This window comes from Pseudomonas sp. LB3P14 (assembly GCF_054898045.1).
Window position 1 is genome coordinate 6,312,229 of record NZ_CM142714.1, and the last position, 17,650, is coordinate 6,329,878.

21 protein-coding genes are annotated in these 17,650 nt (G+C 58.6%); 16 read left to right on the top strand and 5 right to left on the bottom strand.

The features are described 5' to 3' along the window. The first annotated feature begins 128 nt into the window (after nt 1–128). Nucleotides 129–422 (top strand): DUF6482 family protein, encoded by a 294-nt coding sequence (locus ACYZT5_RS28905; protein ID WP_462048413.1) that lies wholly within the window; start codon nt 129–131, stop codon nt 420–422. Between the two features lie 121 nt (nt 423–543). Further along, entirely contained in the window at nt 544–1,161 is a 618-nt protein-coding gene (locus ACYZT5_RS28910) for an FKBP-type peptidyl-prolyl cis-trans isomerase (RefSeq protein WP_462048414.1), read from the top strand. A 116-nt stretch (nt 1,162–1,277) separates the two neighbouring features. Here ACYZT5_RS28910 and ACYZT5_RS28915 read toward each other — a convergent pair whose 3' ends face one another. From ACYZT5_RS28915 to ACYZT5_RS28925, 3 genes are all read right to left on the bottom strand, one after another. After that, nucleotides 1,278–1,535 (bottom strand): PA4570 family protein, encoded by a 258-nt coding sequence (locus ACYZT5_RS28915; RefSeq protein WP_008154268.1) that lies wholly within the window; start codon nt 1,533–1,535, stop codon nt 1,278–1,280. A gap of 205 nt (nt 1,536–1,740) precedes the next feature. After that, nucleotides 1,741–2,082, bottom strand: a complete 342-nt coding sequence (locus ACYZT5_RS28920; protein WP_008154270.1) for a zinc ribbon domain-containing protein YjdM — start codon at nt 2,080–2,082, stop codon at nt 1,741–1,743. A 111-nt stretch (nt 2,083–2,193) separates the two neighbouring features. Beyond that, the gene (locus ACYZT5_RS28925; protein ID WP_462048415.1) at nt 2,194–3,162 is read right to left on the bottom strand and encodes a polyprenyl synthetase family protein; all 969 of its coding nucleotides are present in this window, start codon (nt 3,160–3,162) and stop codon (nt 2,194–2,196) included. Between the two features lie 240 nt (nt 3,163–3,402). On the opposite strand from ACYZT5_RS28925, the gene rplU reads away from it, so the two are divergent. From rplU to ACYZT5_RS28950, 5 genes are all read left to right on the top strand, one after another. After that, nucleotides 3,403–3,717 carry a 50S ribosomal protein L21 gene (gene rplU / locus ACYZT5_RS28930; protein WP_007901869.1) on the top strand — a complete coding sequence of 105 codons (315 nt, stop codon included), beginning with the start codon at nt 3,403–3,405 and terminating at the stop codon, nt 3,715–3,717. Between the two features lie 34 nt (nt 3,718–3,751). Further along, a complete protein-coding gene (rpmA, locus tag ACYZT5_RS28935; protein WP_003215862.1) occupies nt 3,752–4,027 on the top strand; it encodes a 50S ribosomal protein L27 in 276 nt (91 codons plus the stop codon). A gap of 193 nt (nt 4,028–4,220) precedes the next feature. Further along, nucleotides 4,221–5,444, top strand: coding sequence for an Obg family GTPase CgtA (gene cgtA / locus ACYZT5_RS28940; RefSeq protein ID WP_461955782.1), 1,224 nt, complete (start codon nt 4,221–4,223; stop codon nt 5,442–5,444). Between the two features lie 123 nt (nt 5,445–5,567). Then, on the top strand, nt 5,568–6,686 hold the full coding sequence (gene proB / locus ACYZT5_RS28945; RefSeq protein ID WP_131061798.1) for a glutamate 5-kinase: 1,119 nt from the start codon (nt 5,568–5,570) through the stop codon (nt 6,684–6,686). A 12-nt stretch (nt 6,687–6,698) separates the two neighbouring features. Beyond that, nucleotides 6,699–7,163, top strand: a complete 465-nt coding sequence (locus ACYZT5_RS28950) for a CreA family protein (protein WP_010467533.1) — start codon at nt 6,699–6,701, stop codon at nt 7,161–7,163. 116 nt (nt 7,164–7,279) lie between these two features. Here the strand turns inward: ACYZT5_RS28950 and rpsT are convergent, their stop codons facing one another. Next, nucleotides 7,280–7,558, bottom strand: a complete 279-nt coding sequence (gene rpsT, locus ACYZT5_RS28955) for a 30S ribosomal protein S20 (RefSeq protein WP_008154937.1) — start codon at nt 7,556–7,558, stop codon at nt 7,280–7,282. A 252-nt stretch (nt 7,559–7,810) separates the two neighbouring features. Between rpsT and murJ the strand changes: the two genes are divergently transcribed. The 6 genes from murJ (at nt 7,811) to ispH (ending at nt 15,315) form a co-directional block, all read left to right on the top strand. After that, the gene (murJ, locus tag ACYZT5_RS28960) at nt 7,811–9,349 is read left to right on the top strand and encodes a murein biosynthesis integral membrane protein MurJ (protein WP_462048416.1); all 1,539 of its coding nucleotides are present in this window, start codon (nt 7,811–7,813) and stop codon (nt 9,347–9,349) included. 129 nt (nt 9,350–9,478) lie between these two features. Next, nucleotides 9,479–10,429 (top strand): bifunctional riboflavin kinase/FAD synthetase, encoded by a 951-nt coding sequence (gene ribF, locus ACYZT5_RS28965; RefSeq protein WP_056742826.1) that lies wholly within the window; start codon nt 9,479–9,481, stop codon nt 10,427–10,429. Beyond that, nucleotides 10,430–13,261, top strand: coding sequence for an isoleucine--tRNA ligase (gene ileS, locus ACYZT5_RS28970; RefSeq protein WP_462048417.1), 2,832 nt, complete (start codon nt 10,430–10,432; stop codon nt 13,259–13,261). Continuing rightward, a complete protein-coding gene (gene lspA / locus ACYZT5_RS28975; protein WP_129441088.1) occupies nt 13,254–13,766 on the top strand; it encodes a signal peptidase II in 513 nt (170 codons plus the stop codon). Before ileS ends, lspA begins: the two co-directional genes overlap by 8 nt. A gap of 7 nt (nt 13,767–13,773) precedes the next feature. Next, nucleotides 13,774–14,211: an FKBP-type peptidyl-prolyl cis-trans isomerase gene (gene fkpB / locus ACYZT5_RS28980; protein WP_462052325.1), complete on the top strand. Its 438-nt coding sequence runs from the start codon at nt 13,774–13,776 to the stop codon at nt 14,209–14,211. Between the two features lie 156 nt (nt 14,212–14,367). Next, entirely contained in the window at nt 14,368–15,315 is a 948-nt protein-coding gene (gene ispH / locus ACYZT5_RS28985) for a 4-hydroxy-3-methylbut-2-enyl diphosphate reductase (RefSeq protein ID WP_348124531.1), read from the top strand. On the opposite strand, the gene ACYZT5_RS28990 is transcribed toward ispH, so the two are convergent. Further along, complete coding sequence (locus ACYZT5_RS28990; protein ID WP_462052326.1) at nt 15,284–15,841, bottom strand: GspH/FimT family pseudopilin; 558 nt, start codon at nt 15,839–15,841, stop codon at nt 15,284–15,286. The genes ispH and ACYZT5_RS28990 overlap by 32 nt on opposite strands. A 131-nt stretch (nt 15,842–15,972) precedes the next feature. On the opposite strand from ACYZT5_RS28990, the gene ACYZT5_RS28995 reads away from it, so the two are divergent. Genes ACYZT5_RS28995 through ACYZT5_RS29005 form a run of 3 tightly spaced genes read left to right on the top strand, consistent with a single transcriptional unit; the run spans nt 15,973 to nt 17,650 of the window. Beyond that, entirely contained in the window at nt 15,973–16,446 is a 474-nt protein-coding gene (locus tag ACYZT5_RS28995) for a GspH/FimT family pseudopilin (protein WP_462048418.1), read from the top strand. Next, on the top strand, nt 16,443–16,892 hold the full coding sequence (gene pilV / locus ACYZT5_RS29000; RefSeq protein ID WP_462048419.1) for a type IV pilus modification protein PilV: 450 nt from the start codon (nt 16,443–16,445) through the stop codon (nt 16,890–16,892). Before ACYZT5_RS28995 ends, pilV begins: the two co-directional genes overlap by 4 nt. Beyond that, entirely contained in the window at nt 16,889–17,650 is a 762-nt protein-coding gene (locus ACYZT5_RS29005) for a PilW family protein (protein ID WP_462048420.1), read from the top strand. Before pilV ends, ACYZT5_RS29005 begins: the two co-directional genes overlap by 4 nt.

The following is a 17,650-nucleotide window of genomic DNA, read 5'->3' on the forward strand; positions in this document are numbered from 1 at the left end:
TTTTATCGCTATACCAAACCGCCCGTCTGTTGCGAAACAGACGGGCGGTGTCGTTTGTGGCTTGTACTTTGATGCGCCGAGGCCTATGCCTGTAAGGGTCTTGGCTCGCCACTGTGTGAGGTGTGTTCATGAACCTGCAAGAGTTGAATGCCTATGCCATCGCCGGGAAGATCGATGAACTCAACCTGATCTCGATGGAAGGTGGGATCTACCTGTTGGAGGCGCGGATGCACGGGGCGGGGTATCCATTGAGTGATGCCAGCGGCGAGGCGTTTCATCTGCGCTCGGTCGAGCATGCCCGTCAAGTGCTTCATGCCTTTCCCAGGTTGCCATTCAACCTTGTACATGTTTCGGTTCATGACGAGATGTGTGGACTCGGCATCGAGGAAAGCCTGAAGGTACCCATCGCGTGGCAGCACTGACGGCTCTCATCAACACGATGGCATCTGTGCTAGTCTGCTGGCCCTTTTGGTTCCGGGCGCTCCGGGATGCGCTGTGCACGCACGGCAAGTTCCAGGGCCGTCCGCACAGCGGAGCAGTGTTATGTCCGAAGTAAATCTGTCCACCGACGAAACCCGCGTCAGCTACGGTATTGGCCGTCAGCTGGGCGACCAGCTGCGCGACAACCCGCCACCGGGCGTTAGCCTGGACGCGATCCTGGCGGGTCTGACCGACGCATTCGCCGGCAAGGAAAGCCGTGTGGGTCAGGAAGAAATGTCCGCAAGCTTCAAGGTTATCCGCGAAATCATGCAAGCTGAAGCAGCCGCCAAAGCTGAAGCAGCTGCTGGCGAAGGCCTGGCATTCCTGGCTGAAAACGCCAAGCGTGAGGGCATCACCACCCTGGCTTCCGGCCTGCAATTCGAAGTGCTGACTCAAGGTGAAGGCGCCAAGCCAACCCGTGAAGATCAAGTGCGTACTCACTACCACGGCACCCTGATCGACGGCACTGTGTTCGACAGCTCCTACGATCGTGGTCAGCCTGCAGAATTCCCGGTCGGCGGCGTGATCGCTGGCTGGACCGAAGCCCTGCAACTGATGAGCGCCGGTAGCAAATGGCGTCTGTACGTGCCGAGCGAACTGGCTTACGGCGCTCAAGGCGTTGGCAGCATTCCGCCGCACAGCGTACTGGTGTTCGACGTCGAGCTGCTCGACGTTCTGTAACACATGACCCTGTAGGAGCGAAGCTTGCTCGCGAATGCATCACCTTGGTTTCAAGTCGAAACCGAGCTGCCTGTTTCGCGGGCAAGCCTCGCTCCTACAGAGGTTTTCAGTGTTTCTCATATCTCGATCTTGTGGTGCAGTTCGCTTGTCGGGCGCAATGCCCGGGCATAGCAGAACAGAAACAGATTGCGCACCAGTTCCTTGAGCACCACCGGCTCGCTGGAACTCAAGCCGTTGACGTCCAGATCACCCTGATCCTGCAGCTCGTTCAAGGCTTCTTCTTCAAGCACCGCACAGACTTCCCCGGTTTCCCGATGCAGGATCCTGAGGTAAGGGTGTGGCCGGTCCAGCCAGGCATCGATCAAATAAGTCATGGGTCTCATCTCCATTGATGGGTTTCAATGAGAATAATTCCTGTTCAATAAATAGCAAGGGCCTATTGGCGGTTTGTGTTTTTTTCTGGGTAAAGAGTGCGTCAGGTCAAAACGGCTGGCGTTTGGCTATTGCGAAGGATTGTTGGGTAAGGCGAGGAGGGTGAAACACCATCCCACGCAGGGCGCAGGATGGAATACAGCAGGCTCAGACTTTTCTGACGAACTCGGATTTGAGCTTCATCGGGCCGATGCCGTCGATCTTGCAATCGATGTCGTGATCGCCATCGCACAGGCGGATGTTCTTGACCTTGGTGCCGACCTTGACCACCAGCGACGTGCCTTTGACCTTGAGGTCCTTGATCACGGTGATGGTGTCGCCGTCCTGCAGGACATTGCCCACCGAATCCTTTTTTACGGTGTCATCGGACACGGCTTCGGCTTCGCCGCTGGCGGACCACTCGTGGGCGCACTCAGGGCAGATCAGCTGAGCGCCGTCTTCGTAGGTGTATTCGGAATTGCATTTTGGGCAGGGTGGCAACGTGCTCACTAAAGCTCCTTGGATTCAGGATCGCTAAAAAGCGCACATTGTATAGGGTTTTTAGGCGGATGAGGGCGAGGGAGCAACCTGTGGAAGAGGGCCCCCACAGGTTGAGGTCTGTCAGTGCGTGCGCGCGACCGCAAACTCGCTCAACTCGACCAGAGCATCGCGGTATTCGCTGGCAGGCAGCGCGTCGAGGCATTTGATCGCGCGAGCCACGTAGTCGCGAGCCAACTGGGCGGTGTAATCCAGCGAGCCTGACGCTTCCACGGCTTCGCGGATGCTTTCCAGGTCTTCGATGCCGCCTTTCTGGATCGCCTTGCGCACCAGTGCAGCCTGCTCCGGCGTACCTTCACGCATGGTGTAGATCAGCGGCAGAGTCGGTTTGCCTTCAGCCAGGTCGTCACCGACGTTCTTGCCCAGGGTTTCCGCGTCGCCACGGTAGTCCAGCAGGTCGTCGACCAGTTGGAAGGCTACGCCCAGATGATCGCCGAAGGTGCGCAGCGCTTCAGCCTGTTCCGCTGTGGCTTCGCAGAGAGCTGCGGCACTGTGAGTCGAGGCTTCGAAGAGCATCGCGGTCTTGCCGCGGATGACTTCCATGTAGGTTTCTTCAGTGGTGCTGGCGTCGCGAACCTTCGACAGCTGCAACACTTCGCCTTCGGCGATGATGCGCGTGGCTTGCGAAAGAATCTTCATCACCGGCATGGAGCCCAGTTCGACCATCATCTCGAAGGACCGCGAATACAGGAAGTCGCCCACCAGCACGCTTGGGGCGTTACCCCACATGGCGTTGGCGGTCGAGCGGCCACGGCGCATGCCGGACATGTCGACCACGTCGTCATGCAGCAGGGTGGCGGTGTGCAGGAACTCGATGGTCGCGGCCAGCAGGCGCAGGTCATCGCCTTCGCGGCCCAGAGCCTTGCCACACAGCAACACTAATAATGGACGCAGGCGTTTGCCGCCAGCCGAGGTAATGTAGTCGCCGATTTTCGATACCAGCGGTACTCGGGAAGTCAGCTGCTTCTTGATGATGCCGTCGACGGCGCTAAAATCGTCCGCCACCGCGCGGTAGAAAGCTTGGGGTTGCATCAGCGACAGTTGCTCCAGAAGGGTTGCGCGGCATGCTAGGACCCGCGTCGGCGGGTGTCAAGGCACGATGGACGGCCTATTGCATCGCCCCGGTAGCTTGCGTACAATCGCGCACCCTGAACTTCCTGGGCAGCACCTGCCTTACGCAATTGCAAACGGGCCTTCCAGCCCTATGCAGCCATGCCAGCCAATACCTCTTCTTATAAAGAGCTGGGTGAGCAGGATTATCGGAGAAATACCATGTCTTATGCAGTAATCGTTACTGGTGGCAAGCAGTACAAAGTTGCTCCAGGTGAATACCTGAAGATCGAAAAACTGGAAATCGCTACCGGCGAATCCGTTACTTTTGATCGCGTTCTGTTGGTTGCCAATGGCGACGACGTGAATATCGGCGCTCCAGTTGTTCCTGGCGCTACCGTTGTGGCTGAAGTGATCTCCCAAGGTCGTCACGATAAAGTCCGCATCATCAAGTTCCGTCGTCGTAAGCACCACATGAAGCGTATGGGCCACCGCCAGTGGTACACCGAGATCAAAATCACCGGTATTCAGGCTTAATTTCAGCCTAATTCCTCACTAGGAGAATTGACTCATGGCACACAAAAAAGCTGGTGGTAGTACCCGTAACGGTCGCGACTCAGAAGCCAAACGCCTTGGCGTGAAGATGTATGGCGGCCAGGTTATCATTCCGGGCAACATCATCGTGCGTCAGCGCGGCACCCAATTCCACGCTGGCTACGGCGTTGGCATGGGCAAAGATCACACTCTGTTCGCTAAAATCGACGGCGTGATCAAGTTCGAAGTAAAAGGCGCTTTCAATCGCCGTTACGTAAGCATTGTCCCGAAGACTGAAGTCGTCGCGGCATAATTACGTAGATGCTGGAAAAGCCCTGTCTTGCGACGGGGCTTTTTCGTTTGTGGGGTGAGTCTCTTGCAAAGCTGTTTGTGATGGGCTCCAGCGCTGGATTTGCGGTCGTTGATTGAGGTCGCTGCGCTCATTTTTGCAAGAGTCTTATGTCTAGGTTTTTTCGGCTCGTCCGTATGGCGAGAGGCGTTTTGTTATGAAGTTTGTTGATGAAGTATCGATTCGAGTAAAGGCCGGTGACGGCGGCAACGGTTGCATGAGCTTTCGTCGCGAAAAATTCATTGAAAACGGCGGCCCGAACGGCGGTGACGGTGGTGATGGCGGCTCGGTCTACATGATCGCCGACGAAAACCTCAACACCCTGGTGGACTACCGTTACACCCGGCACTTCGATGCCGAGCGCGGTTCCAACGGCGGCAGCACCGACTGCACCGGCAAGAAAGGTGAAGAGCTGGTGCTGCGTGTCCCGGTCGGCACCACCGTCATCGACTCCGCTACTCAGGAAGTGATTGGCGACCTGACAAAAGCAGGTCAGCGTCTGTTGGTTGCTCACGGCGGCTGGCACGGTCTGGGTAACACTCGATTCAAGTCCAGTACCAACCGTGCTCCGCGTCAGACCACTCCGGGCAAACCGGGTGAGGCGCGTGATCTGAAGCTGGAAATGAAGGTGTTGGCTGACGTTGGTCTGCTGGGCTTGCCGAATGCTGGCAAAAGTACCTTCATTCGTTCGGTCTCGGCCGCCAAGCCGAAAGTCGCTGACTACCCGTTCACCACGTTGGTGCCGAACCTGGGCGTGGTCAGTGTCGATCGCTGGAAAAGCTTCGTGGTCGCGGACATTCCGGGTCTGATCGAAGGCGCTTCTGATGGCGCGGGTCTGGGGATTCGTTTCCTCAAGCACTTGTCGCGTACGCGTCTGCTGCTGCACCTCGTGGACATGGCGCCGCTCGATGACGCCAGCGCGCCGGATGCTGCTGAAGTGATCGTCAGCGAACTGACCAAGTTCAGCCCGTCCCTGGCTGAGCGTGATCGTTGGTTGGTGTTGAACAAGTGCGACCAGATCCTTGAAGAAGAGCATGATGCTCGCGTCAAGGAGATCGTTGATCGCCTGGAATGGACTGGTCCGGTCTACGTGATCTCGGCCATCTCCAAGCTGGGCACTGAGCGTCTTTGCCACGACATCATGCGTTACATGGAAGATCGTGCCGATCGCCTGGCTAACGACCCGGCCTACAAGGAAGAGTTGGCCGAGCTCGATCAACGCATCGAAGACGAAGCCCGTGCTCAGCTGCAGGCGCTGGATGACCAGCGTGCCCTGCGCCGTAGCGGCGTGAAGTCGGTCCACGACATCGGCGACGATGATTGGGATGAAGAAGATGTGGATGACGAAGACGGTCCGGAAATCATTTACGTGCGCGACTGATTCGTTGCAGTAAACTTAAGCGCCGCTCAATCGAGCGGCGTTTTAGTATCTGGAAATCGGTAGTCACGAATAACGTCACGGGCAGCGCTGGGTCGCGCTGTCCTCAAGCTAAGGTTGAAGATGATGCGGAGCAAGGTGACAGGTGCGCAGCGTTGGGTCGTGAAGATCGGCAGCGCTTTGCTGACAGCGGACGGCAAGGGCCTGGATCGCGCGGCAATGGGTGTTTGGGTCGAGCAGATGGTGGCTTTGCATGAGGCTGGCGTCGAACTGGTGCTGGTGTCCTCCGGGGCGGTGGCGGCCGGCATGAGTCGCCTGGGCTGGACCGTACGACCCAGTGCGATGCACGAGTTGCAGGCTGCTGCCGCCATCGGTCAGATGGGGCTGGTGCAGGCCTGGGAGTCGAGCTTTGCCGAGCATGGTCGACATACCGCACAGATTCTCCTTACTCACGACGACTTGTCCGACCGCAAGCGCTACCTGAACGCCCGCAGCACCTTGCGAGCGTTAGTTGAGCTGAAAGTTATTCCGGTGATCAACGAAAACGACACCGTGGTCACTGACGAAATCCGTTTCGGTGACAACGACACCCTGGCGGCGCTGGTAGCCAACCTGGTCGAAGCTGACTTGCTGGTGATCCTCACCGATCGCGACGGTATGTTCGACGCCGATCCACGCAACAACCCTAACGCCAATCTGATTTACGAAGCGCGCGCCGATGATCCGGCGCTGGATGCGGTGGCGGGCGGTACGGGTGGTGCGCTGGGTCGTGGTGGCATGCAGACCAAATTGCGTGCTGCGCGGCTGGCCGCTCGTTCCGGTGCACACACCATCATCGTCGGCGGGCGTATTGAGCGCGTGCTGGATCGTCTCAAGGCGGGCGAGCGCATCGGCACCTTGCTGTCGCCTGAGCGCGGCATGCTGGCGGCGCGCAAGCAATGGCTGGCCGGGCATCTGCAAACCCGCGGCACGCTGGTGCTGGATGCTGGTGCGGTGACGGCGCTGTCCCAAGGCAACAAAAGTTTGCTGCCTGTGGGTGTCAAGCTGGTCCAGGGCAGCTTCCGTCGTGGCGAGATGGTGGTTTGCGTGGCGCCGGACGGCCGTGAAATCGCCCGAGGCCTGGCGAACTACAGCGCGCTGGAAGCACAAAAAATCATCGGCCAGTCGTCTGAGGCGATTGTCGGTCTGTTGGGTTACATGGCGGAGCCGGAACTGGTTCACCGCGATAACCTGATCCTGGTCTGAGGGAATACCTGAATGCGCGTTGCAAAAGGATTGTTGGGTCTGCTACTGGCGATGCCGCTGCTGGCTTCGGCCGAGGAGATTGGTCAGGTATCAACGGTGTTCAAGTTCGTCGGCCCGAACGATCGTATCGTCGTTGAGGCGTTTGATGATCCAAAGGTCGAGGGCGTGACCTGCTACCTGTCGCGAGCCAAGACCGGCGGCGTGAAGGGTGGTTTGGGGCTGGCTGAAGATCGCGCTGAAGCCTCCATCGCTTGCCGTCAGGTCGGGCCGATCAGCTTCAAAGGCGAGTTGAAGGATGGCGACGAGGTGTTCAAGGAGCGCACGTCGCTGGTGTTCAAGACCATGCAGGTGGTGCGATTCCTCGACAAGAAGCGCAATACGCTGGTGTACCTGGTCTACAGCGATCGTTTGATCGAGGGCAGTCCGCAGAATGCGGTCACCGCAATCCCGATCCTGCCGTGGACGCACGCCCAATAAATTGAGCGAAGATCCAAAATGTGGGAGCTTGCTCCCACATTTTTTTGTGCTGTATTCATCAAATCGCAGGCAATAAAAAACCGACCCTGGGGTCGGTTTTTCAACAAGCTTATCGCTTATGCGGCAACAGCAAGGTTCAGAGCCTTGACGTGACCGTTCAGGCGGCTCTTATGACGAGCAGCCTTGTTCTTGTGGATGATGCCTTTATCGGCCATACGGTCGATAACTGGCACGGCCAGAACGTAAGCAGCTTGAGCTTTTTCAGCGTCTTTTGCGTCAATGGCTTTAACTACATTCTTGATGTAGGTACGAACCATGGAACGCAGGCTGGCGTTGTGGCTGCGACGCTTCTCAGCCTGTTTTGCACGTTTTTTGGCGGAAGGTGTGTTGGCCACCGTCGAGCTCCTCGAAAGACTTTTTAGGAAATAGCAAACAAAATAGGCCGCGAATCATGCCGATGAGTTGATGTCTTGTCAAGGGCGGTTGAGACGTTCCGCTAAGTGGTAGGTATAAAGAGGCGGGATATTTATTTCCGGCGCTTGACCTGTAAACTCGCGAGCTTTGGCTCTGTGCTGCTGCGGCGCGGAGTATCGCATAAGTAGGCGCTTTGTTCGCCTGCTGTTTATCGACAGGCACAAACTCTTTCAATGAATCTGCTCAAATCGTTGGCCGCCGTCAGCTCTATCACGATGCTTTCCCGGGTTTTGGGGTTCGTACGTGACACCCTTATCGCGCGTACATTTGGCGCGGGGATGGCGACCGACGCCTTCTTTATCGCCTTCAAACTGCCCAATCTGCTGCGGCGGATTTTCGCCGAGGGGGCATTCTCCCAGGCGTTCGTGCCGATTCTTGCTGAATACAAAAGCCAGAAGGGCGAGGAGGCGACGCGAACCTTCATTGCCTACATATCGGGTCTGCTGACGCTGGTGTTGGCGTTGGTCACCGCTTTGGGCATGATCGCCGCGCCGTGGGTCATCTGGGTGACCGCGCCGGGTTTCATCGATACGCCGGAAAAATTCGAGCTGACGTCCAGCCTGTTGCGCGTGACCTTTCCTTATATATTGCTGATCTCCCTGTCTTCATTGGCCGGGGCGATCCTCAATACGTATAACCGTTTCTCGGTGCCGGCCTTCGTGCCGACCCTGCTCAATGTCAGCATGATCATCTTTTCGCTATTCCTGACACCCTATTTCGATCCGCCGGTCATGGCACTGGGCTGGGCAGTACTGGTGGGCGGTCTGGCGCAATTGCTCTATCAGCTGCCGCACCTGAAAAAGATCGGCCTGCTGGTGTTGCCACGACTGAACCTGCGTGACAGCGGCGTCTGGCGGGTCATGAAACAAATGCTGCCGGCGATTCTCGGCGTGTCCGTGAGCCAGATTTCGCTGATCATCAATACCATTTTCGCCTCGTTCCTGGTCGCCGGTTCCGTGTCCTGGATGTACTACGCCGACCGTTTGATGGAGTTGCCCTCCGGTGTTCTGGGTGTGGCGCTGGGTACGATTCTCCTGCCGACCCTGGCCAAGACTTACGCCAGCAAGGATCGCCAGGAATATTCGAGGATCCTCGATTGGGGCCTGCGTCTGTGTTTCGTGCTGGTCTTGCCGTGCTCGCTGGCGCTGGGGATTCTCGCCGAGCCGTTGACCGTTTCGCTGTTCCAGTACGGCCAGTTCAGCGCGTTTGACGCCTCCATGACTCAACGGGCGCTGATCGCTTATTCGGTCGGTTTGCTCGGGATTATCGTGATCAAAGTGCTGGCGCCGGGCTTTTATGCGCAACAAAATATCCGTACGCCGGTAAAAATCGCGATTTTCACCTTGATCGTTACCCAATTGTTCAACCTGGTATTGATCGGCCCGCTGGCCCACGCCGGTCTGGCACTGGCCATCAGCATCGGTGCGTGCATTAACGCCAGCCTGCTGTTCTATCAACTGCGCAAGCAGCAGATGTATCAGCCGCAACCGGGCTGGGCGAAATTCGGTGCCAAACTAGTGATTGCGGTATTGGTGATGTCTGCTGTGCTACTGGTCGGGATGCACTTTATGCCGGCGTGGGATCAGGGGCACATGCTTGAACGGTTCCTGCGTCTGGGCGCACTGGTTGCTGCTGGTGTGGTCGCTTATTTCGGCATGTTGCTGTTGATGGGCTTCCGTTTGCGCGACTTCAATCGCAAGACCTTGAGCTGAGGTCTTTGCCTTGATAAACACGGGCGAATCGACGGTTTTGTCGGCTCGATCACTTTGGGTTACGGTGTTGCCTGTCGTCGGCCGCCGGGTGTGGTTATAATCGACCACTTTATGAGCAAGAAGCGCGTTATGCAGCTGGTTCGAGGCCTCCACAACCTGCGCCCCCAGCATCGGGGCTGTGTCGCCACTATTGGCAACTTTGACGGTGTTCACCGTGGCCACCAGGCTATCCTGGCGAGGCTCCGTGAGCGTGCGCTCGAGTTGGGCGTGCCCAGCTGCGTGGTGATTTTTGAGCCGCAGCCGCGAGAATTCTTTGCCCCTGACACGGCTCCGGCCCGTCTGGCCCGGCTACGGGACAAACTGCAGCTGCTGGCTGAGGAAGGTGTCGACCGGGTCTTGTGCCTGGCGTTCAACCAGCGCCTGAGCAAGCTCAGCGCCAGCGAGTTCGTTGATACCATTCTGGTGGACGGCCTCGGGGTCCAGCATCTGGAGGTCGGTGACGACTTCCGTTTCGGCTGTGACCGGGTAGGGGATTTCGATTTCCTGCAACAGGCTGGCGTCCTTCAGGGTTTTACCGTGGAAGCGGCGCAGACCGTGGAGCTGGACGGTATTCGCGTCAGCAGCACTCAGGTCCGCAATGCCCTGGCCGCTGCCGATTTTGCCCTTGCCGAACGGCTGCTCGGTCGTCCGTTCCGGATTGCCGGGCGAGTCCTGCATGGCCAGAAGCTGGCGCGCCAATTGGGTACGCCCACGGCCAACATACAACTCAAGCGTCGTCGCGTACCGCTGACCGGGGTTTACCTGGTCAACGTCGACATCGACGGCAAGACCTGGCCAGGCGTCGCCAATATCGGCGTGCGGCCAACGGTCCAAGGTGATGGCAAAGCCCACCTCGAAGTGCATCTTTTAGATTTTGCCGGCGATCTGTATGACCGGCGTTTGACGGTGGTTTTCCACCACAAGCTGCGTGAAGAGCAGCGTTTCGCCTCTCTGGAGGCGCTTAAGACGGCGATCAATGCGGATGTTGCCGCCGCCCGTGCCCTGTCGCACCTAGCGCCAATCGCTAATGAAGAGCCTTAAATGACCGACTATAAAGCCACGCTAAACCTTCCGGACACCGCCTTCCCAATGAAGGCCGGCCTGCCTCAGCGCGAACCGCAGATTCTGCAGCGCTGGGACAGCATTGGCCTGTACGGTAAGTTGCGCGAGATTGGCAAGGATCGTCCGAAGTTCGTTCTGCACGACGGTCCTCCGTACGCCAACGGCACGATTCACATCGGTCATGCGCTGAACAAGATTCTCAAGGACATGATCATCCGCTCGAAAACCCTGTCGGGTTTCGATGCGCCTTATGTTCCGGGCTGGGACTGCCACGGTCTGCCGATCGAGCACAAAGTCGAAGTGACCCACGGCAAGAACCTGGGCGCGGACAAGACCCGCGAACTGTGCCGTGCCTATGCCACTGAGCAGATCGAAGGCCAGAAGTCCGAATTCATCCGTCTGGGCGTGTTGGGCGACTTTGCCAACCCGTACAAGACCATGGACTTCAAAAACGAGGCCGGTGAAATCCGCGCCCTGGCTGAAATCGTCAAGGGCGGTTTTGTGTTCAAGGGCCTGAAGCCTGTGAACTGGTGCTTCGACTGTGGTTCGGCCCTGGCTGAAGCGGAAGTCGAGTACGAGAACAAAAAGTCCTCGACCATCGACGTGGCGTTCCCGATTGCCGACGAAGCCAAGCTGGCGGCTGCTTTCGGTCTGCCGTCGCTGGGCAAACCTGCTTCGATCGTGATCTGGACCACCACCCCGTGGACCATTCCGGCTAACCAGGCGCTGAACGTTCACCCGGAATTTAACTACGCCCTGGTCGACGTCGGCGACAAACTGTTGGTGCTGGCTGAAGAGCTGGTCGAGTCGTGCCTGGCCCGTTACAGCCTGGAAGGTTCGGTCATCGCGACCACCACCGGTAAAGAGCTGGAACTGATCAACTTCCGTCACCCGTTCTACGACCGTCTGTCGCCGGTTTACCTGGCCGAGTACGTCGAACTGGGCGCCGGCACCGGCGTGGTTCACTCCTCGCCAGCCTATGGCGTGGACGACTTCGTGACCTGCAAGAAGTACGGCATGGTCAACGACGACATCCTCAATCCGGTACAGAGCAACGGCGTCTACGCGACGTCGCTGGAGTTCTTCGGCGGCCAGTTCATCTGGAAGGCCAACCCGGCCATCGTCGACAAGCTGTCGGACGTCGGCGCGTTGCTGCACACCGAAACCATCGAACACAGTTACATGCACTGCTGGCGTCACAAGACTCCGCTGATCTACCGCGCCACCGCGCAGTGGTTCATCGGCATGGACAAAGAGCCAACGACCGGCGACACCCTGCGCAAGCGCGCGATCAAAGCCATCGAAGACACCAAGTTCGTTCCGGCCTGGGGCCAGGCGCGCCTGCACTCGATGATCGCCAACCGTCCGGACTGGTGCATCTCCCGTCAGCGCAACTGGGGCGTGCCTATCCCGTTCTTCCTGAACAAGGAAAGCGGCGAGCTGCACCCACGTACCGCCGAGCTGATGGAAGACGTCGCCAAGCGCGTCGAAGTCGAAGGCATCGAAGCCTGGTTCAAGATGGACGCCGCCGAGTTGCTCGGTGACGAAGCACCGCAGTACGACAAGATCAGCGACACCCTGGACGTCTGGTTCGATTCGGGCACCACGCACTGGCATGTCCTGCGCGGTTCGCACCCGATGGGCCACGAAACCGGCCCGCGTGCCGACTTGTATCTGGAAGGCTCCGACCAGCACCGTGGCTGGTTCCACTCGTCGCTGCTGACCGGTTGCGCCATCGACAATCACGCGCCGTACCGCGAGCTGCTGACTCACGGCTTCACCGTCGACGAGTCCGGTCGCAAGATGTCCAAGTCCTTGGGCAACGTGATCGCTCCACAAAAGGTCAACGACACGCTGGGCGCCGACATCATGCGTCTGTGGGTCGCTTCCACCGATTACTCGGGTGAAATGGCAGTTTCCGAGCAGATCCTGCAACGCAGTGCGGACGCCTACCGGCGTATCCGTAACACCGCGCGCTTCCTGCTCTCGAACCTGACTGGCTTCAACCCGGCCACCGACATCCTGCCGGCCGAAGAAATGCTGGCGCTGGACCGTTGGGCCGTGGACCGCACCCTGCTGCTGCAACGCGAGTTGCAAGAGCATTACGGTGAATACCGTTTCTGGAACGTCTACTCCAAGATCCACAACTTCTGCGTGCAGGAGCTGGGCGGTTTCTACCTCGACATCATCAAGGACCGTCAGTACACCACTGGCGCCAACAGCAAGGCCCGCCGTTCGGCGCAAACCGCGCTATACCACATCTCCGAAGCGCTGGTGCGCTGGATCGCGCCGATCCTGGCATTCACCGCTGACGAACTGTGGGAATACCTGCCGGGCGAGCGTAACGAATCGGTAATGCTCAACACCTGGTACGAAGGTCTGACCGAACTGCCGGCAGACGTCGAGCTGGACCGCGCCTACTGGGAGCGGATCATGGCGGTGAAGGTCGCGGTCAACAAGGAAATGGAAATCCAGCGCGCGGCCAAGGCCGTCGGCGGCAACCTGCAAGCCGAAGTGACGCTGTTCGCCGAAGAGGCGCTGAGCGCCGACCTGGCCAAGCTGAGCAACGAACTGCGCTTCGTGTTGATCACATCGACCGCTACTGTTGCACCGTTCGTGCAGGCGCCGGCTGATGCCGTGGTTACCGAAGTCACCGGTTTGAAACTGCAAGTGGTCAAGTCGAGCCACGCCAAATGCGCCCGTTGCTGGCACTGCCGTGAAGACGTCGGCGTGAACCCGGAGCATCCGGAAATCTGTGGCCGTTGCGTCGACAACATCAGCGGCGCTGGCGAGGTTCGTCACTATGCCTAATGCTGCTGGCCGTTTCGGACGGCTGAGCTGGCTCTGGTTGAGTTTGCTGGTCCTGGTCATCGACCAGGCCAGCAAGTTCTACTTCGAAGGCAAGCTCGAGATGTTCCAGCAAATCGTGGTGATTCCCGATCTGTTCAGCTGGACACTGGCCTACAACACAGGCGCGGCGTTCAGTTTCCTGGCCGACAGCTCTGGCTGGCAACGCTGGTTGTTTGCCCTGATCGCTGTGGTGGTCAGTGCCGTGCTGGTGGTCTGGCTCAAGCGTCTGGGGCGCAACGAAACCTGGCTGGCCGTCGCTTTGGCGCTGGTTCTGGGTGGCGCGCTGGGCAATCTGTATGACCGCATTGCCCTGGGCCATGTGATCGATTTCATTCTGGTGCATTGGCAGAACCGCTGGTATTTCCCGGCGTTCAACTTTGCCGACAGTGCAATTACTGTCGGTGCGGTGATGCTTGCGCTGGATATGTTCAAAAGCAAAAAGACCGGAGAAGCCGTTCATGACTGAACAGGTATTGGCTGAGCAACGCATCCGCCAGAACACGGAAGTCACCTTGCACTTTGCACTGCGCCTGGAGAACGGCGACACCGTCGACAGCACCTTCGACAAAGCCCCGGCGACCTTCAAGGTCGGTGACGGTAACCTGTTGCCAGGTTTCGAAGCAGCGCTGTTCGGCTTCAAGGCTGGCGACAAGCGTACGCTGACGATTCAGCCGGAAAACGCTTTTGGCCAACCCAACCCGCAGAACGTACAGATCATCCCGCGCTCGCAGTTCAAGGACATGGAACTGTCGCCTGGCTTGCTGGTGATCTTTAACGACGCGGCTAATACTGAGTTGCCCGGTGTAGTGAAGGAATTCGATGAGGAGCAAGTGACCATCGACTTCAACCACCCGCTGGCCGGCAAGACATTGACCTTTGACGTCGAGATCATCAGCGTCAAATCGCTGTAACTGACCGGACACGGTCAAATGTAGGAGCAGAGCTTGCTCGCGAAAGCGGTGGATCAGTCAACATTGACTTCGACTGTAATTGCGCCATCGCGAGCAAGCTCTGCTCCTACAGGTTTTAATGATCTAACTTCTTGCGCGCAAGACACGAGGCACAGCATGCAAATCAAACTCGCCAACCCCCGTGGCTTCTGCGCCGGTGTGGACCGGGCGATCGAAATCGTCAACCGTGCCCTGGAAGTCTTCGGGCCGCCGATCTACGTGCGCCACGAAGTGGTCCACAACAAATTCGTCGTCGAAGACCTGCGTGCTCGTGGAGCGATCTTCGTCGAAGAACTGGATCAGGTGCCAGATGACGTCATCGTGATCTTCAGTGCCCACGGTGTTTCCCAGGCCGTGCGTACCGAAGCCGCCGGTCGTGGCCTGAAAGTGTTCGACGCTACCTGTCCGTTGGTGACCAAGGTGCACATCGAGGTGGCGCGCTACAGCCGCGACGGTCGTGAATGCATCCTCATTGGCCACGCCGGTCATCCGGAAGTCGAAGGCACCATGGGCCAGTACGATGGCAGCAACGGTGGCGCGATCTATCTGGTCGAAGACGAGAAAGACGTCGCCGCATTGCAGGTGAACAACCCTGAAAAACTGGCGTTCGTGACCCAGACCACCCTGTCCATGGACGATACCAGCCGCGTTATCGACGCACTGCGTACGCGCTTCCCTGCGATCGGTGGCCCGCGCAAGGATGACATCTGCTACGCCACGCAAAACCGTCAGGACGCGGTCAAACAACTGGCCGACGAATGCGACGTAGTGCTGGTGGTCGGCAGCCCGAACAGCTCCAACTCCAATCGACTGCGTGAACTGGCCGAGCGCATGGCCACCCCGGCCTACCTGATCGACGGTGCTGAAGACCTGCAAAAGAGCTGGTTCGAGGGTGTCGAGCGAATCGGCATCACCGCTGGCGCCTCCGCGCCGGAAGTCCTGGTACGTGGCGTGATCCAGCAGTTGCAGGCGTGGGGCGCGACCGGCGCCGATGAACTGGCCGGTCGAGAGGAGAACATCACGTTCTCCATGCCTAAAGAGTTGCGCGTCCGCTCGTTGCTTTAAGCCTTTTCTCCTCTGCACACAGCGCCTGCTCAACCTTTTGGTTCTCCAGGCGCACGCGGCCCGTCGCCGCCAGTACCACCCGCAGCTGACTGACGGGTTCGCGGGCTGCGCAGAGGTGCAATGTCCCCGCTTGAAAGGCCCGGCCGGGCATCTGTGGTTCGCCGATACTGTTGAAACGAATGTATCGCCTGACCGGCCAGTTGCCGACAATCGGTACCCGAGCGCCACTCGCGCGCTCAACCAGCAGCGGATTGCTGTTGTCGTCCGCCCCTTTACCACTGATATCCAGAATGATCCGCCAGCCCTGACTCCAGTCGCCATTGATGCCGTGAATCACGACGCTCTGGTTGCGTGTGATGGCAACGGTTCTGGCATTGCGTATACCGCCGATAAGCAACTGCGCCACCTGCTCGCGATGGTTCGATTCAGTCAGTGCTGCGAATGCCGGACTGACCAGTAGCAGAACAATCCCGACAATTGTCAGTCCCATGAGCAGTTCGATCAGGCTGAAACCTCGCTGATGCATGTCATCTCCCTCCCTGGAGTGCTGCGGCCCGCGCGATCCCTGCGCGAGTAATGGCAAAACAAACGAACATCTGCCGGTCGAATGTTCTAGCGTGTAGAAGCAGGTATAGCCGACGGCAACGGAGGGCACCGATGGATCATCGTACAAAAGGTTTCACGCTGATTGAGTTACTGGTCGCGCTCGCGGTATTTCTGATCCTGATCACACTGGCCGTACCGGCGTTTACCCGTTCGGTGCAAATCACCAAGGCCGACACCGAAATCGGTGATCTGCAACGGGGTCTGAATTTCGCCAGGCTCGAGGCGATCGATCGGGGTGTCACCACCCGGGTTCGCCCAACGACGGAAGGCGGTGCCTGGACCGGGGATCTGTCGGTCTATGACGGTACTGGCGAATTGGCCAATGTATTGCGGGTTGTTCCAGCGATGAGCAGCGGGGCGACTCTGACGCTAACCTCAGGAGTGACCGCCATCGATTTCAACAATCTGGGCGGGTTGTCGGCACCGTCCACGGCGGTAGTGATCAGCTATGTACTGGGGGCGCAAAGCAGGACGCTGAATGTGTGTTTGAACGGACGAATTCTATTGGGTGGAAGTTGCGGATGAGGGCATGGAGCAAGCGGGCACAGGAGGGCATGACGCTGATCGAAGTCTTGGTTGCGTTGTTGATTCTGGGTGTTGGGCTGTTGGGGGCGGCGGCGATTCAGCTCAATGCGCTGAAGTACACCGACAGCGCGCGGATGACCAGCCAGGCGAGTTTTATCGCCTACGACATGATGGACCGCATTCGCGCCAACTCCGCAGAGGATTACACCATCACGCCACCGACCTCGGGCAACCTGAGCGTCGCCCGGGATCAGGACCTCTACGACTTCACTACCAACATCGTCAATTTCGGCGGCGCCACTGCCACCGGCAGCGTTACGCTCGATAAGCGGGTGTACACCATTACCATCACTTGGGATGACTCGCGGGCCGCCAATGTGGCCAATTCGCGACGCAGCTTCGTCTTGACCAGTCGCGCCACTGCCGAACCGAAGGTTCCGCAATGAACCGGTCCAATCAAGGTTTCGGCCTGATCGAGTTGCTGATTGCCATGGCGTTGAGCCTGATCGTGGTGCTGGGTGTGGCGCAGGTCTTCATCGCGGCCAAGAACACTTATGTCAGCCAGAACGCTGCGGCTAACATGCAGGAAGACGCACGATTCGTGCTGAGCAAGATGATTCAGGAAATTCGTATGGTCGGCATGTTCGGGTGCCTGGAGGCGATCACCGATTCAAGCTTGGTCGGTGATTTCGCTGCTGCCCGGGCAACGCCCATCAGTTGGGACAACGCGAACAGCAAGCTGACCCTGGTGACTGCGGATGTCGGCAGTAGTAGTGTGCCGACCTGGACGGTGGTTTCCGAGTGTCGAGCCAGCCTCCCCGCCAGCCCCACCCCTCCCCCCAGTTCCACTGCCTACACTGGCGCGCGGCCCCTGACGCAGGAACAAGTGACATCGGGGCAACTAGCGTTTCCGATACGGCGGCTGATCTACAGTTTCAGCAACAATCAGCTGTTGATGGGCACTGGCGCGGGTACGCCGGCTCAGGCTGTGTTGGTGGACAACGTCAGTGTGTTCAGTGTGATGTTCGGCCTCGCCAAAACAGTCGACGACTTTGCCGCCTCCAGATACAGCAGCACCCCCACCCCTTCCGATCTGGAGTTAATCCGTAGTGTGCGCCTGACCCTGACCCTCACAGACCCGAAAAAGCGGGTGCGCGATCAAACCTACAGCGTGGTTGCCGCTTTGCGCAACCGGCTGCGATGA

Coding starts and splice junctions, on each gene's coding strand:
- ACYZT5_RS28905 (WP_462048413.1), top strand. CDS start 129: ATGAACCTGCAAGAGTTGAATGCCTATGCCATCGCCGGGAAGATCGAT.
- ACYZT5_RS28910 (WP_462048414.1), top strand. CDS start 544: ATGTCCGAAGTAAATCTGTCCACCGACGAAACCCGCGTCAGCTACGGT.
- ACYZT5_RS28915 (WP_008154268.1), bottom strand. CDS start 1,535: ATGACTTATTTGATCGATGCCTGGCTGGACCGGCCACACCCTTACCTC.
- ACYZT5_RS28925 (WP_462048415.1), bottom strand. CDS start 3,162: ATGCAACCCCAAGCTTTCTACCGCGCGGTGGCGGACGATTTTAGCGCC.
- rplU (WP_007901869.1), top strand. CDS start 3,403: ATGTCTTATGCAGTAATCGTTACTGGTGGCAAGCAGTACAAAGTTGCT.
- rpmA (WP_003215862.1), top strand. CDS start 3,752: ATGGCACACAAAAAAGCTGGTGGTAGTACCCGTAACGGTCGCGACTCA.
- cgtA (WP_461955782.1), top strand. CDS start 4,221: ATGAAGTTTGTTGATGAAGTATCGATTCGAGTAAAGGCCGGTGACGGC.
- proB (WP_131061798.1), top strand. CDS start 5,568: ATGCGGAGCAAGGTGACAGGTGCGCAGCGTTGGGTCGTGAAGATCGGC.
- ACYZT5_RS28950 (WP_010467533.1), top strand. CDS start 6,699: ATGCGCGTTGCAAAAGGATTGTTGGGTCTGCTACTGGCGATGCCGCTG.
- murJ (WP_462048416.1), top strand. CDS start 7,811: ATGAATCTGCTCAAATCGTTGGCCGCCGTCAGCTCTATCACGATGCTT.
- ribF (WP_056742826.1), top strand. CDS start 9,479: ATGCAGCTGGTTCGAGGCCTCCACAACCTGCGCCCCCAGCATCGGGGC.
- ileS (WP_462048417.1), top strand. CDS start 10,430: ATGACCGACTATAAAGCCACGCTAAACCTTCCGGACACCGCCTTCCCA.
- lspA (WP_129441088.1), top strand. CDS start 13,254: ATGCCTAATGCTGCTGGCCGTTTCGGACGGCTGAGCTGGCTCTGGTTG.
- ispH (WP_348124531.1), top strand. CDS start 14,368: ATGCAAATCAAACTCGCCAACCCCCGTGGCTTCTGCGCCGGTGTGGAC.
- ACYZT5_RS28990 (WP_462052326.1), bottom strand. CDS start 15,841: ATGCATCAGCGAGGTTTCAGCCTGATCGAACTGCTCATGGGACTGACA.
- ACYZT5_RS28995 (WP_462048418.1), top strand. CDS start 15,973: ATGGATCATCGTACAAAAGGTTTCACGCTGATTGAGTTACTGGTCGCG.
- pilV (WP_462048419.1), top strand. CDS start 16,443: ATGAGGGCATGGAGCAAGCGGGCACAGGAGGGCATGACGCTGATCGAA.
- ACYZT5_RS29005 (WP_462048420.1), top strand. CDS start 16,889: ATGAACCGGTCCAATCAAGGTTTCGGCCTGATCGAGTTGCTGATTGCC.